Here is a 12,803-nt window from a genome sequence, read left to right on the forward strand (position 1 = left end):
GCTTAGTCGGGTCCCAAGGGGCTGTCCGAAGGATCCTTAAACGAAAACCGCGGCCGCTGCTGAATGCAACGGCCGCGGTTCTAAATCGTCTCAGAGGTTGGGATCAGTGCTCGCGGAAGGCGCGGGCGATCTGCTCCTGCATGGGCTTGAAGAAGTATTCGAACGGGGTGCGCTGGTTCACCTCGACGAAGACTTCGGCCTGCATGCCTGCGATCAGGTGCAGGTTCTCGAGCTTCTTGATCTCTTCCTGCGGCAGCTCGACCCTGATCGTATAGAAGGTCGTGCCGGTCTGCTGATCCCGCGATACGTCCGCCGAGATGCGGCTGACCGTGCCGTGCAGATCCGGGATCATGCGGGCGTTGGCGGCATGTACCTTCACGGTGGACTTCTGCCCGAGCTTAACCTGATCGATTTCGTTCGGAAGAACCTTGGCCTCGAGCTCGAGCTTGTCGTTCACGGGCACGATGTTCATCACGGGCTCGGCGGGAGAGATCACGCCGCCGATGGTGTGAACATTGAGCTGGTGAACGAAGCCGTCGCTCGGCGCACGGATGTCGATGCGCTTCAGCTGATCCTCGGCAGCGACTTTACGCTCAGTATATTCCGCGACCTTGCCCTGGATCTCGCGCAGCTCCTGCATCGCCTCGGCACGCATCTGCTCGTCGATCTGGATGATCTGGAACTCGGTCTCAGCAATGCGGCTCTCGGCCTGGGCGACCGCTGCGATCAGCTGGCCACGCTGGCCTTCGATACTGGCGGCATCCCGCTCAAGAGCATTGAGGCGCGTAATCGGGACCAAGTTCCTCTGATAGAGGTCGCGCACACCCTTCAGCTCGTCCACGATCAGGTCGGCTTCACGGGTTTTCGCCTGCTGCTGCGCCTTCAATCCCCCGATCTCGTCCCGGGACTGAGTGATGCGCTTCTTGAGCTGATCCTTCTGCGCGTCCCGCGAGGCACGGCGTGCGGTGAACAGGGTCCGCTCGGAAGACATGATCTTCTGCACGGCCGGATCGTTCAGTCGGCCAGCGAACTCCGCTGGCATCTGGACCTCGGACGTACCGTCACGCTCAGCCTCGAGGCGGGCCTGGCGGCCGATATACTCATCAAGCTGCTTGGACACGACCTGCATGTTTGCGCGGGTTACCGTTTCGTCCAGACGAACCAGAAGGTCGCCCTGCGTGACCCGGTCGCCTTCCTTGACCTTGAGTTCGCCGACGATGCCGCCGGTGGAATGCTGAATTTTCTTGACGCTGGTATCGACCACGAACTGACCGCCGGCGACGACGGCGCCGGATAGGGTCGAGGTCGCCGCCCACAGGCCGATGGTTCCGCCGAACAGGGCGATCAGGCTCACGCCGGCAATGGCGGACTGGCGCAGGATCCGCTGATGGGCGGAGGGTTTCTTCTGGGGAGCTTGAATGACCAACATTTAACCAACCTCTCGCAGGTTAGCAGCCTGGGCTGCCGGTGCCTGCTGCGGGCGCACCGGAGCCGGTGTCGCATTGCGTTTCATAACGGATTGCAGAACCTCGTCCCGCGGACCCATGGCCTTGATCCGGCCCTCTTCCATGATGGCCACCTGATCGACCTGACCGAGAGCGGCCGGGCGGTGGGTGATGACCACGACCACGCCGCCGCGCTTCCTCACCGACAGGATAGCCTGGTTCAGGGCCTCGTCGCCGGCGCCGTCGAGGCTGGCATTCGGCTCGTCGAGCACGACCAGGAACGGGTTGCCGTAGAGGGCGCGGGCGAGCGCAACGCGCTGGCGCTGGCCGCCCGACAGGGAGGCTCCGCCTTCGCCGATGCGGGTGTCGTAGCCGTCTGGCAGGTTGAGGATCAGCTCGTGGGCACCGGCGGTCTGAGCCGCAGCGATCACATCGTCCGGCTTGGCGTCCGGCTGGAAGCGGGAGATGTTCTCGGCAACGGTGCCTTCAAACAGTTCCACGTCCTGGGGCAGGTAGCCGATGTTGCGGCCGAGCGGATCGGGCTCCCACTGGTCGAGGGCCGCGCCGTCGAGGCGGATCTCGCCGCGCAGGGTCGGCCACACGCCGACAAGGGCGCGGGCGAGGGTCGACTTGCCCGAGGCGCTGGGACCGATGAGGCCCAGGCCCTGACCGGCCTGCAGCTGAAGGGAAGCCGCCTGAACGATCGGGAGCGTGGCACCCGGAGCGCCAATATACACCTCTTCCACGGTCAGGGTCGACTTGGGCGCAGGCAGCGGCATACGCTGACCCTGGGCCGGCACGATCGACATGATGTGCTGAAGGCGGCGGTAGGCCTGACGGGAGGCGGTGAAGCCCTTCCAGTGCGCGACCGCGATTTCGATAGGAGCCAGAGCACGCGACATCAGGATCGAGCCGGCGATCATGAGACCGCCCGACATCTGGCCCTGGATCACATAATAGGCGCCGAGACCCAGGATGGCCGATTGGAGGACCATGCGGAAGACCTTGGCGAAGGCGCTGATTCCGGCAGACGACTCGCTCGCCATCAGGCCGTCATTGACGTGGCGGACATGAACGTCGTCATAGCGCTTGGCCAGGAAGCCCAGCATGCCGTTGGCCCGGATGGTCTCCGCATTGCGGCGGCTGGTTTCCGCCATCACGTGCCGCTCGGCGCCGCTCTTGGTCACCTCATAGGACGGCCCCTTGCTCTTGGCGTCCGTGTAGATGGTCAGGATCACGATGACCACTCCGCCGAACACCGACATGACGCCGATACCCGGATGGATCATGAAGCAGCCGATGAGGAAGATCGGCAGGAAGGGCATGTCGAACAGGGCCGTGGGACCAAGGCTCGACAGGAAGCCGCGGATCGTGTCGAGATCGCGGATGGGCTGCATGCTCTCGGCCTGCTTGGCGCCCTTGAGCGGCATCGTGGCCACGAGGTCGAAGACCCGGTGCGACAGGAGCTCGTCGAAGCGGGCGCCGATGCGCGCCAGCATCCGGCTGCGCAGCATGTCGAGACTGCCGGAGAGCGCAAAGGCCGCGAGTGTAATCAGCGAGAGGCCGATCAGGGTCGGGATGCTCCGGCTCGACAGCACCCGGTCATAGACTTGGAGCATGTAGATGGAGCCCGTCAGCGCCAAAAGGTTGACCACCGCCGAAAAGACGGCAACCCCCGTGAATGAGGGAAGACAGGATTTCAGAGCGTCCTGGACCTCTGTACTTTCTTCCCGATTTCTCGATGCCTGCTTCATGTCTTCTTTCCATCAGCGCACGCGTGACCGGCGCCAGCTTGATTGCAGTGCCGCTCCGCAAGGTTATTACCTAGCACAGCGGTGGCCATTTGGCGATGGCTGCCATATCGGGGTTTTGCCCCACGAGAGTATCTCTTCATAGTTAGGCCTAGCGGCCTATGTTGGCAGTACTCTTATGGGTATTGAGATGCCCCTAAGGTGTCGCTTTCCGTTACGCCACCTGTTGTAACCCTATTATATGTAACTATGTCAATAAAAAGTTCTAAATAGATCTTTATCAATGTGCGCAAAGTTACTTTCCCTCTTTGTTTAGAGGGGGTTGCAATGCAGCCAGGAATCTTAACCATAACGCTTTGGTAAACATTCGTGGTTAATCGTCTGTGACCTGCAAATGAGGTCGCAATATGGACAGCAACAAACGTCTTCAGGATCGCAGCCAAGCCAAGGCAGAGATCCGCGCGTCGTCCGACGGTGCCGCTCAGAAGATTGTCTCTCCGGCTAGCGCCGCCCTGGCTGAGGCCATCAAGAGCGCCCGTGAAAGCGCCAAGCCTGTTCACCCGGCCTCCGAGGCAAAGGCCCCAGATGCTGCCAGTCGTCGGGTCGCTCCGTCCCGGTTCGCCGCCCAAGCGGCCATCGCCCTCCTACTGGTCGGCGCCGGCTGGTCTGCCTCCTATGTGGGAACGCTCGCCAACCGCGACGCGATCGAGAAGCTGGAAACAGAGACCGCCCGCAGCCAGGAGATTCTTGCGCGCCTGAGCCGCGATCTTGAGTCCCTCAAGAATACGACCACGGCTTTCAAGGAGATCGAGCACACCGCGTCCACCGCAGCAAATTCGGAACAGGCAAAGCTCACCGACAAGGTCGAACGGCTCGCGATCAGCCTCCAGGAGCCTGCCAAGAAGCTCTCATCGCTCGAGGGACGGCTGGACAAGATGGAAAGCCAGATCATGACTACTCTGGCAGCTCTGAACACCAAGCCTGCAACACCCGCTGCCCTTCCTGCACCGGCGGCTCCGCCAGTCACCGAGGCCGCAGCCCGTGAAGAGGCACCCGCGCCGAAGCCGGCCAAGAGCGAACCGGTGGACGGCTGGGTGCTGCGCGAGGTCTATAACGGCGCGGCGCTTGTCGAGAGCCGCAATCGCCGCCTGTACGAAGTCATGCCGGGCGGCATCCTTCCCGGCGTCGGCAAGGTCGAGGCCATCGAGCGCCGTGGCGCCCGCTGGGTCGTGCTCACCGACAAAGGCTTCATCGGCACGTATCGCTAAGGCTCAATGGGGGATGATCGCCCTCAGGCCATAGACGAGCCCCGCGAACACCGCGAGGCTCGCTCCATAGAGAAACACGAACCAGAGCAGGCGCTTTGCGCGCGGATGACGCGCTTCGTCCTGCATCAGTGATAGCCGTAGCCGCCGCCCGAGATCTCCTCAGCGACCTTGCCGCGGAAGACCCAGTAGGCGTAGGCCGTGTAGGCGAAGGTGATCGGCAACACGATGGCGAAGCCAACCAAGGCGAAGAGCTGCGAACTGACTGTGTTGGACGTATCCCAGATCGTGAGGTTCGGCGGCACGTTGTAGGGAAAGAGGCTGACGCCCAAGCCCAGATAGCCGAGCAGGAACAGGCCGATCGTCAGAAAAAACGGACGCAGGTGGCGTCCCTCCTCCAGATCGCGAAAGAGCCTGTAGGCCACATAGGCGGTGACCAAGGGAATGGGCGCCAGGAAGGCGATGTTGGGCCAGGTGAACCAGCGCGTCTCGATTTGGCGGCCGAGAAACGGCACCCACAGGGACACGGCCGCCATGGCCACGATGGTGAGGAGCAGGAAGCGCACCGCCATGCGCCGCGCCCAGATCTCCAGTTCGCCCGTAGTCTTCATCACGCACCACGTCGCGCCCAGAAGCGCATAGCCGAAGATCAGGCTGATGCCGGTGAGCACGCTGAAGGGCGTGAGAAAGTCAAAGGTGCCGCCGGTGAACTGGCGACCGTCATTGGCGAAGCCCTGCACGAAGGACCCCAGCACCACGCCCTGGAAGAAGGTTGCCAGCAGGGAGCCGAAGAAGAAGGCGTTGTCCCACAGGAATTTCGAGCGCTCTGCCTTGAAGCGGAACTCGAACGCCACCCCGCGGAAGATGAGCGCGATCAGCATAAGGATGATCGGCACGTAGAGCGCCGGCATCAGAACCGCATAGGCCACATGGAACACGGCAAAAAGGCCGCCGCCGCCGAGGATGAGCCAGGTCTCGTTGCCGTCCCAGATGGGCGCGACGGAAAACATCATACGGTCGCGCCAGTTCTCGTTGTGCGCGGCCTTGAAGAGAATGCCGACACCAAGATCGAACCCGTCGACGATCACGTACATGGCCACCGCGACCGCGATGAGGCCCGACCAGATCAGCGGCAGCCAGAAGGCCAGTCCCTCATATTCCGTCCCAAAGCCGAACATGGTGCCGTCTCCTATCGCGCTGGCAGGGCTTTATGGCCGGGCCGTCCCTCGATACCTTCGTCCGGCACAGAGAACGGGCGCTTCGGCTTCTTGCCGAGATCATCGCCGCGAATGTCCTCGATCGGATCGGGGCCACGCCGCAGGAGCTTGGCGAGATAATAGGAGCCGAAGCCGAACACGAAGGCATAGACAACGATGAACGTCAGGAGCGATGCGGTGACCGCACCAGCCGTGATGGGTGAGACCGCATCCGCCGTGCGCAAATGCCCGTAAACCACCCAGGGCTGGCGCCCGATTTCGGCGGTGAACCAGCCGAAGAGCACGGCACCGAACCCCGATGGCGTCATGATCATGGCTGCGGTGAGAAATGTTCTGTTGGTGAACAGCGTGCCCTTCCAGCGCAGGTAAAGGCTCCAAAGGCCGATGCCCAGCATGGCGAAGCCGATGGCGACCATGATGCGGAAGGAGAAGAAGACGGGCCAGACCGGCGGGCGCTCGTCAGGCGGCACCTCCTTCAGTCCAGGCACGACACCGTCGAATGCATGGGTCAGAACCCAGCTGCCGATCTTCGGAATGCCGATCTCGTAACGGTTCGTTTCCGCCACCTCATCGGGAATTGCGAAGAGGCGCAGAGGCATGTTGGCCATGCGATCCCAGTTGCCCTCGATGGCGGCAAGTTTCGTCGGCTGATATTTCAGCACGCCGAGGCCGTGAAGATCCCCGATGACGATCTGGACCGGCACGAAGATGGTGGCGAACCACAAAGCCATGGACAGCGAGCGCCGCGAGGCGGCGAGCTTCGCTTCCGGAGCATCGTGCGGATGGCGCAGCAGCATCCAGGCCGACATGCCGGCAACCGCGAAGGCTGTCGTCAGGTAGCAGCCCATCACCATATGCGCATAGCGCAAGGGGAAGGATGGATTGAACACGACCTTGAACCAGTCGACCGGAACCGCCTTGCCGTTCTCGATGGCAAAGCCGTCCGGCGTCTGCATCCAGGAGTTGGCGGAGAGAATCCAGAACGCGGAAATGAGCGTGCCCAGGGCCACCATGCAGGTGGCGAAGAAATGCAGGCGGTCGCCGACGCGCTCCCAGCCGAAGAGCATGATGCCGAGAAAGGCGGCTTCCAGAAAGAATGCTGTGATGACCTCATAGGCGATCACAGGACCGAGGACATTGCCGGTGAACTCGGAGAAGCGCGACCAGTTCGTGCCGAACTGATAGCTCATGACGATGCCCGACACGACGCCGAGGCCGAAGGAGACGGCGAAGACCTTTACCCAGAAGCGGAAGAGATTGCGGTAGAGCGGGTTGCCCGTGCGCAGCCAGTTGAATTCCAACGCCGCGAGCCAGCTGGCGAGGCCGATGGTGAAAGCCGGAAAGATGATATGGAAGGCAATCGTGAACGCGAACTGGATGCGCGAGAGCAGCAGGGCATCGAATTCCATATCCGCCTTCCCCCTTATCAACGTACCTGCCTGCTTTTAGGGCAGCGGCAGGCCGGGACCAGGGGTCGGAGGGCTAGTAGGCCTGCATTCCTGACATAGCCTCCGAGTGAAGCGGGCGCCAACCGGTGCTCAGGCGTTGCAGCGCCTCCAACTCGACGGGGTCGTGGCTGCAGAAGATTTTGACGTTGCTGCGCGAGCTGTTCGCCAGATCCCGCAGGCGCTCCTGGTTGTGAAGGCGCAGCGGGCGGTTTTCCTCCATCAGCTTCTGGTAGGCTGCGAGCCCAGGCGTGCAGGACGGATCCTCGTCCATCTCGTGCCGGTGGAAATAAGCGTCACCCGCGTTGAGCAGCCAGCCTTCCGGCGTGTCGATGGCGATGCCCGCATGCCCCATCGTATGGCCCGGCAGGGGTATCATCAGGATCTCGGGCGGCAGGCCGTCGAGGTCGCGCACGGAGCCGAAGCCAAACCAGCGCTCGCCGGTCGGGTCGTAGAAGCGCCAGTCGCGAACGCCCTCCCATTGCTTGGGGCGGTAGCGGCGGCGATGGATGAAGCCCTGCCGAACCTCGGCCTCCTCCAGCTCTGCGCGCAGGACGTGAACCGTTGCGTCCGGAAAATCCTCAAGACCGCCCGCATGGTCGAAGTCGAGATGCGTCAGCACGATGTGACGCACGTCCCGCGGGGAGAAGCCGAGGCTTTTCACCTGCTCGACAGCAGTGTAGCGCTGCTCCAGCTGGATGCGGTTGACATGCACGAAGAGGGGGCTCAGGCGCTCGTAAGGATCCTCCACGTCGCGGGCGCCGATGCCCGTATCGACAAGCACGAGCCCGTAGCGGTCGGTTTCGATCAGCTGGCAGTGGCAGACCAGATGGCCGGTCAGCCCGCGGCTCACCCCATCCCAGAGCCGGCCGCCTACCGGGCACATGCAGCCGCAATTGAGGTGATGGATGCGCATGGGAACCTCGCCGAACGAATGGAGCGAGAGCCTAACGCAAGGCTCGAGGAAAATGTTCGATCAGCTATGATCCCGAGCGGCCGATCACTCGCGGCAGGCGAAGGGCGGGAAGGTGCTTGCCGTGCCGGCATTCATGGCCGCAACCACCATGATGTTGGCCAAGCCGAGCTCCTCCGCGGACCTGGGGCAGACATCGGCTTGTGTGGTGCAGCCGGACGCGAGGAAGGCCTCGTGGCGTTCGATGAACTCCGGGCTCAGGCCCTGCCTGCCCCGCCGCGCGAGCGCCTCTATCCAGGCCTTTTCATAGCGCTCGCATTTCACCTCAGGCCAAGACTTTGGCGGCGTACTCTGAGCCAGAGCGGATGACAGCCCACCTGCTATCGAGCACGCCAACACAACAGCCGCCAGCACCCTCATCGCGAAACCTTTTCACGCCAATCGAACAAATGCGATGGACCATGAGCGGCGGATCGGGTCAAGCTTCAGGCTGTCTGCTGCTGTCTCAAGCCCGCATCTCAGCCTGACCCTTGGCCTGCGCCTTGCGTGATGGGGAGCGACGCTTGGCCGGCTTCGCCTCTTCCTGCTTCTTCACCTCGCGGGACAGGCGTTCCTGCAGCAGGGTGAGAACGGCAGCCTCCTCGGGCTTGAGGGACGGCAGATCCTCGCGCAGCTCCGTTTCGATCTCTTCCTTGATATCCAGAAGAAGCTCGCCATCGAGGTAGGAGGAGAAGACCTCTGGGTGAACATAGCATTTGCGGCAGATGCTTGGAGTATTGCCGAGCCGCCCTGAGACCTTCTCGATCGCCGCCCGGATGTTCTTCTTGGCCTTGGCCTCGCTGTCAAACTCTTCGAATTCCTTGAGGGCGAGCGCGGCCAGCACCGTTCCGGCCCAGGTGCGGAAATCCTTGGCCGTGATGTCGCGGCCCGTCATCTCCTTGAGATAGGCGTTCACGTCGGCGGAAGTGACCGATTGCTGCTCTCCGTTCCCGTCAAGATACTGGAACAGATCCTGACCCGGCAGGTCCTGGCAGGCTTTCACGATCCTGGCAATGCGCCGATCCTTCACCTGCAGCCTCCAGGTCTTGCCGCTCTTGCCCTTGAACTGGAAGCGCAGCTCGCCGCCCTCGACCTTCACATGCGGGTCGCGCAGGGTCGTGAGGCCATAGCTCTTGTTCTGCTTCACGTAATCGGCGTTGCCGACACGAATGAGGGTGTTCTCGAGCAGATGCACTACGGTGGCCAGCACCTTCTCACGCGGAAGCCCGCGCAGTCTCATATGCTCGTCGATGGTCTTGCGGATTGCCGGTAGACCCCGGGCGAACTCGAGCATATGCTCGTATTTCGTGCTCTCGCGGACCTCGCGGAAAGCCGGGTGGTAACGGTACTGCTTGCGCCCCTTGGCATCGCGACCTGTCGCCTGGATATGGCCATTGGCCTTCGCGCAGATCCACACATCCGTGTAGGCCGGTGGAATGGCGAGCGACTTGATGCGGTCGAGCGTCGCCTTGTCCGCGACCTTCGAGCCGTCGGGCTTTTGATAGGTGAAGCCCTTGCCGGATTTTTTGCGCCGGATGCCGGGCTCCTCGTCCGAGACATAACGAAGGCCTGCCGTTTCAGCGGCATCCCTTGGGTCGACGATGTTCTCGGAGGTGGCGTTGGGTTCCAGCAGCATGGGGCGCCTTGTCTGAAGAGCGGAACGTCAACCAGGCCGGACTGCCTCGGGTTCCCTGCGCGAGATCGATGCGGCGGCTGAGGCAAGGTTCCCTTGGCGATCGTTGCGGATTTTCAGGAACAGGATGGTGCCGCTCAAGCCAAGGCTCAGCAGGTTGAAGACGATGAGCGGCCAGGCCCTAATCAGGAACCCATAAGCCGACCAGAGCACGAAGGCCGTCACGGTGACGAGGTACATGCGCTTCGAGATGGCCGCCGTATCCCGCTCGCGCCAAGCCTTCAGCACCTGGGGCACGAAGCTTGACGTGGAGAGAATGCCGGCGATTGTCGCCAGCACGGTCGGCAGCCAGTCCGCCATGAGGGTTCCTCCCGTTGCACAAGTCGACGGCAACGGCCGCCGCCGAGGGGGAGTTCCCTTTCCCCGCACAGGGAGGTTACAAGGGCGCCTTGCTTCACTCGGATTGTCCTTTGTCCTCTATTCCCCTTCCTGAAACTCAAGACCGGAAGCTCGTCTTCGTCGTGACCGAGGACTGGTTCTTCGCCTCCCATTTCCTGCCGATGGTGAGGGCCGCCCGCGAGCTGGGGCTTGCGGTGACGGTGGTCACGCGGGTGCGGGCGCACCGAGAGGCTATTGAGGCCTTGGGCGCGAAGATCGTACCGCTCGACATCGAGCGGCGCAGCCTTAACCCTATCACCATGGGCGATGCCTCCGGCCAGCTGGCAGCCATTCTCAAGGCGGAGAAGGCAGATCTCGTTCACTGCATCGCTCTCAAGGGCATCCTGCTCGGCGGCTTCGCCGCCACCCTGGCCGGCGTCGGACGACGGGTCTATGCGCTCACGGGCCTTGGGTTCATCGGCGCCCGGACCGATTTGGTAGGGCGCTTATCGCAACGGGCGATCCGCCTGCTGATGCGCGGCCTCCAGACTGGCCGAACCCGCTACGTCTTCGAGAACACGGACGATCCGAAGCTCCTCGGCCTTAACCCGGCGGACTCCCATGTCACCATCCTCGGCGGCGCCGGCGTCGATCCTGAAGTCCTCAAGCCCGAGCCCCTGCCGGTCCAGCCTCCCATCAAGGTCGGCGTGGTCGCCCGCATGCTCTGGTCCAAGGGCATCGACGTGGCCGTGGAGGCGGTCCGCATGGCCAGGGCGAAAGGCGCACCCATCGAGCTCTCTCTCTACGGTGCCCCCGATCCGTCGAACCCGAAAGCGATTCCCGAAGCGACCCTGAAGGCCTGGAGCGCGGAGCCCGGCATCGCTTGGCACGGCGCGACGCGGGACATCGCGGGCGTCTGGCGCGAGCACCATGTGGCCTGCCTGCCCTCCCGCGGTGGCGAAGGCCTGCCGCGCACGCTGCTGGAAGCGGCCGCCTGCGGCCGTGCCATCGTCACCACGGATGTGCCCGGCTGCCGGACCCTCGTGCGCGACGGTGTTGAGGGGCTGCTCGTTCCACCCGGCGATGCCGCTTCCTTGTCCGAGGCTCTGATGACCCTGACCCAGGAGCCGGATCGCATCGCCCGCATGGGCGAGGCCGCCCGTGCCCGGGTTCTCGACGGTTTCACGGAACGGGACGTGATGAACAGCGTCAAGGAGCTGTACCGCTCCATGCTGGCCTCATGATCGCCGATCCGGTCGCCTTCATCCTCGCCGAGACCCGGCTTCGCTCCGTGCCCCATGCGCCGGAGATCGCCCTGCACGTAGCCGACGAGGCCACGGAGCTATGGCAGAGAACCGAGGAGGAACTCGGCGAGATCGGCTTGGCCCCGCCTTTCTGGGCCTTTGCCTGGGCCGGCGGACAGGCGCTGGCGCGCTACATCCTCGATCATCCCGAGACGGTGCGCGGCCGCTGCGTGCTCGACTTCGCCTCCGGGTCGGGGCTTGTCGCCATCGCGGCCATGAAGGCAGGGGCTGCCGAGGTGACCGCCTGCGACATCGATCCTTTCGCCATTGCAGCCGTCGGGGTGAATGCGCAAGCCAACGGCGTTGCCGTTACTCCGCTTGCCGCTGACATCGTCGGGCAGGACCGGGGTTGGGACACGGTGCTCGCCGGAGACATCTGTTACGAGCACGATCTCGCCGCCCGCGTGATCGAGTGGCTGCTGGCCCTGAGCAACCGGGGAGCGACGGTGCTGATCGGCGATCCAGGACGGAGCTATCTGCCGAAGGACCGGCTCGAGAGCCTGGCCGCCTATGAGGTGCCGGTCACCCGCACGCTCGAGGATTCCGACATCAAGCGCTCCAGCGTTTGGCGTTTCAGGCAGGCGTGATCTGGCTTCGGGGACGGGCTCGCATTTTATTGGCCTATCCATCGAGTTTGCTGTTTACCCCTCGAAATAGGTAGTGTTATAACCTATATGAACGAAGTGGATGCGCTTGATTTGCAGGCGTAGCACCGTATCGCTTTCAGTCTAACCCGAAGAGGGATCCTGATGGTCCATGCCCCTTCCCTGCAGCACCGCCTTCCTGGCGAAGCCGCTCGCTTCCAGACCTCTCTCTCTTCCGGAACCGGAAAGATCCTGGCGGAAACCGAAGCTCAGTGCCGGGCCAGGGGCGTGCGGCTGACGCCTATCCGCCGGCGCGTGCTCGAGGTGCTTCTCGGCGCCGCAAAGCCGCTCGGCGCCTACGATCTGGCAGATGCCTTGGTTTCCCAGGGACGGAAAATGGCACCCATCACGGTCTACCGCGCTCTCGACTTCCTAATCGAGCAGGGTCTGGCCCACCGCCTTGCCAGCCGCAATGCGTACATCGCCAGCACGGGCGGCCATGCAACCCCGGCGTTCCTGATCTGCGAGGCCTGCGGCGAAGCCACCGAGATCGCCTGCCCGGACGTGGCGGAGACCGTCCGCAGGGTGCTGACGGCGCAGGGCTACCAGCCCCTGAGCCGCGCCCTGGAGATTACCGGCCGCTGCCCCCATTGCCAGGATGTTCACTGATCCGTGAGCCTTCGCTCCGCCAGCGCAGTCTCTTTAAGGAGCATCTGCTGAGTCCCAAAAGTGCAAATCCACTTTTGGGGCTGATGCTCTAAGCCGCGCTTGACGCAGGGGGCTTTTGGCATCAGCTAAACGGCGGCAGCCCGGAGCTGCCGTCGTGGGT

General features: G+C 63.3%; 13 protein-coding genes. 4 read left to right on the forward strand and 9 right to left on the reverse strand.

Going from position 1 to position 12,803, the window contains the following annotated elements; genetic code table 11:
* Positions 1-103: 103 nt before the first annotated feature.
* The gene (locus I2H36_RS07995; RefSeq protein WP_196263367.1) at positions 104-1,429 is read right to left on the reverse strand and encodes an HlyD family type I secretion periplasmic adaptor subunit; all 1,326 of its coding nucleotides are present in this window, start codon (positions 1,427-1,429) and stop codon (positions 104-106) included.
* A complete protein-coding gene (locus I2H36_RS08000; RefSeq protein ID WP_196263368.1) occupies positions 1,430-3,199 on the reverse strand; it encodes a type I secretion system permease/ATPase in 1,770 nt (589 codons plus the stop codon).
* Between the two features lie 404 nt (positions 3,200-3,603).
* Between I2H36_RS08000 and I2H36_RS08005 the strand changes: the two genes are divergently transcribed.
* Positions 3,604-4,464 carry a hypothetical protein gene (locus I2H36_RS08005; protein ID WP_196263369.1) on the forward strand — a complete coding sequence of 287 codons (861 nt, stop codon included), beginning with the start codon at positions 3,604-3,606 and terminating at the stop codon, positions 4,462-4,464.
* A 3-nt stretch (positions 4,465-4,467) separates the two neighbouring features.
* On the opposite strand, the gene I2H36_RS20315 is transcribed toward I2H36_RS08005, so the two are convergent.
* The 7 genes from I2H36_RS20315 to I2H36_RS08035 all read right to left on the reverse strand — a co-directional run bounded on the left by I2H36_RS20315 (position 4,468) and on the right by I2H36_RS08035 (position 10,068).
* Positions 4,468-4,590, reverse strand: coding sequence for a hypothetical protein (locus I2H36_RS20315; RefSeq protein ID WP_281432979.1), 123 nt, complete (start codon positions 4,588-4,590; stop codon positions 4,468-4,470).
* A complete protein-coding gene (gene cydB / locus I2H36_RS08010; protein ID WP_196263370.1) occupies positions 4,590-5,639 on the reverse strand; it encodes a cytochrome d ubiquinol oxidase subunit II in 1,050 nt (349 codons plus the stop codon). Before cydB ends, I2H36_RS20315 begins: the two co-directional genes overlap by 1 nt.
* An 11-nt stretch (positions 5,640-5,650) precedes the next feature.
* The gene (locus I2H36_RS08015) at positions 5,651-7,087 is read right to left on the reverse strand and encodes a cytochrome ubiquinol oxidase subunit I (protein ID WP_196263371.1); all 1,437 of its coding nucleotides are present in this window, start codon (positions 7,085-7,087) and stop codon (positions 5,651-5,653) included.
* Between the two features lie 73 nt (positions 7,088-7,160).
* Positions 7,161-8,039 (reverse strand): MBL fold metallo-hydrolase, encoded by an 879-nt coding sequence (locus I2H36_RS08020; protein ID WP_196263372.1) that lies wholly within the window; start codon positions 8,037-8,039, stop codon positions 7,161-7,163.
* Positions 8,040-8,123: 84 nt separating this feature from the next.
* Positions 8,124-8,456 (reverse strand): hypothetical protein, encoded by a 333-nt coding sequence (locus I2H36_RS08025; RefSeq protein WP_196263373.1) that lies wholly within the window; start codon positions 8,454-8,456, stop codon positions 8,124-8,126.
* Positions 8,457-8,541: 85 nt separating this feature from the next.
* Positions 8,542-9,711, reverse strand: coding sequence for a DNA topoisomerase IB (locus I2H36_RS08030; RefSeq protein WP_196263374.1), 1,170 nt, complete (start codon positions 9,709-9,711; stop codon positions 8,542-8,544).
* A gap of 27 nt (positions 9,712-9,738) precedes the next feature.
* Entirely contained in the window at positions 9,739-10,068 is a 330-nt protein-coding gene (locus I2H36_RS08035; protein WP_196263375.1) for a SemiSWEET family sugar transporter, read from the reverse strand.
* Positions 10,069-10,178: 110 nt separating this feature from the next.
* Here I2H36_RS08035 and I2H36_RS08040 point away from each other — a divergent pair, with 110 nt between their 5' ends.
* The 3 genes from I2H36_RS08040 to I2H36_RS08050 all read left to right on the forward strand — a co-directional run bounded on the left by I2H36_RS08040 (position 10,179) and on the right by I2H36_RS08050 (position 12,643).
* Complete coding sequence (locus I2H36_RS08040; protein WP_196263376.1) at positions 10,179-11,330, forward strand: glycosyltransferase family 4 protein; 1,152 nt, start codon at positions 10,179-10,181, stop codon at positions 11,328-11,330.
* Positions 11,327-11,977, forward strand: a complete 651-nt coding sequence (locus I2H36_RS08045; RefSeq protein ID WP_196263377.1) for a class I SAM-dependent methyltransferase — start codon at positions 11,327-11,329, stop codon at positions 11,975-11,977. The genes I2H36_RS08040 and I2H36_RS08045 overlap by 4 nt, the downstream gene beginning before the upstream one ends.
* 162 nt (positions 11,978-12,139) lie before the next feature.
* Positions 12,140-12,643, forward strand: a complete 504-nt coding sequence (locus I2H36_RS08050) for a Fur family transcriptional regulator (RefSeq protein WP_246718703.1) — start codon at positions 12,140-12,142, stop codon at positions 12,641-12,643.
* Positions 12,644-12,803: the final 160 nt, after the last annotated feature.

Origin of the sequence: Microvirga terrestris (assembly GCF_015694425.1) — a bacterium.
In the GTDB taxonomy this organism is placed as follows: Bacteria; Pseudomonadota; Alphaproteobacteria; order Rhizobiales; family Beijerinckiaceae; genus Microvirga; species Microvirga terrestris.

Excerpts from the sequence above, each read along its gene's own strand:
- I2H36_RS07995 (WP_196263367.1), bottom strand. The coding sequence starts at position 1,429 with ATGTTGGTCATTCAAGCTCCCCAGAAGAAACCCTCCGCCCATCAGCGG.
- I2H36_RS08000 (WP_196263368.1), bottom strand. The coding sequence starts at position 3,199 with ATGAAGCAGGCATCGAGAAATCGGGAAGAAAGTACAGAGGTCCAGGAC.
- I2H36_RS08005 (WP_196263369.1), top strand. The coding sequence starts at position 3,604 with ATGGACAGCAACAAACGTCTTCAGGATCGCAGCCAAGCCAAGGCAGAG.
- I2H36_RS20315 (WP_281432979.1), bottom strand. The coding sequence starts at position 4,590 with ATGCAGGACGAAGCGCGTCATCCGCGCGCAAAGCGCCTGCTCTGGTTC.
- cydB (WP_196263370.1), bottom strand. The coding sequence starts at position 5,639 with ATGTTCGGCTTTGGGACGGAATATGAGGGACTGGCCTTCTGGCTGCCG.
- I2H36_RS08015 (WP_196263371.1), bottom strand. The coding sequence starts at position 7,087 with ATGGAATTCGATGCCCTGCTGCTCTCGCGCATCCAGTTCGCGTTCACG.
- I2H36_RS08020 (WP_196263372.1), bottom strand. The coding sequence starts at position 8,039 with ATGCGCATCCATCACCTCAATTGCGGCTGCATGTGCCCGGTAGGCGGC.
- I2H36_RS08025 (WP_196263373.1), bottom strand. The coding sequence starts at position 8,456 with ATGAGGGTGCTGGCGGCTGTTGTGTTGGCGTGCTCGATAGCAGGTGGG.
- I2H36_RS08030 (WP_196263374.1), bottom strand. The coding sequence starts at position 9,711 with ATGCTGCTGGAACCCAACGCCACCTCCGAGAACATCGTCGACCCAAGG.
- I2H36_RS08035 (WP_196263375.1), bottom strand. The coding sequence starts at position 10,068 with ATGGCGGACTGGCTGCCGACCGTGCTGGCGACAATCGCCGGCATTCTC.
- I2H36_RS08045 (WP_196263377.1), top strand. The coding sequence starts at position 11,327 with ATGATCGCCGATCCGGTCGCCTTCATCCTCGCCGAGACCCGGCTTCGC.
- I2H36_RS08050 (WP_246718703.1), top strand. The coding sequence starts at position 12,140 with ATGGTCCATGCCCCTTCCCTGCAGCACCGCCTTCCTGGCGAAGCCGCT.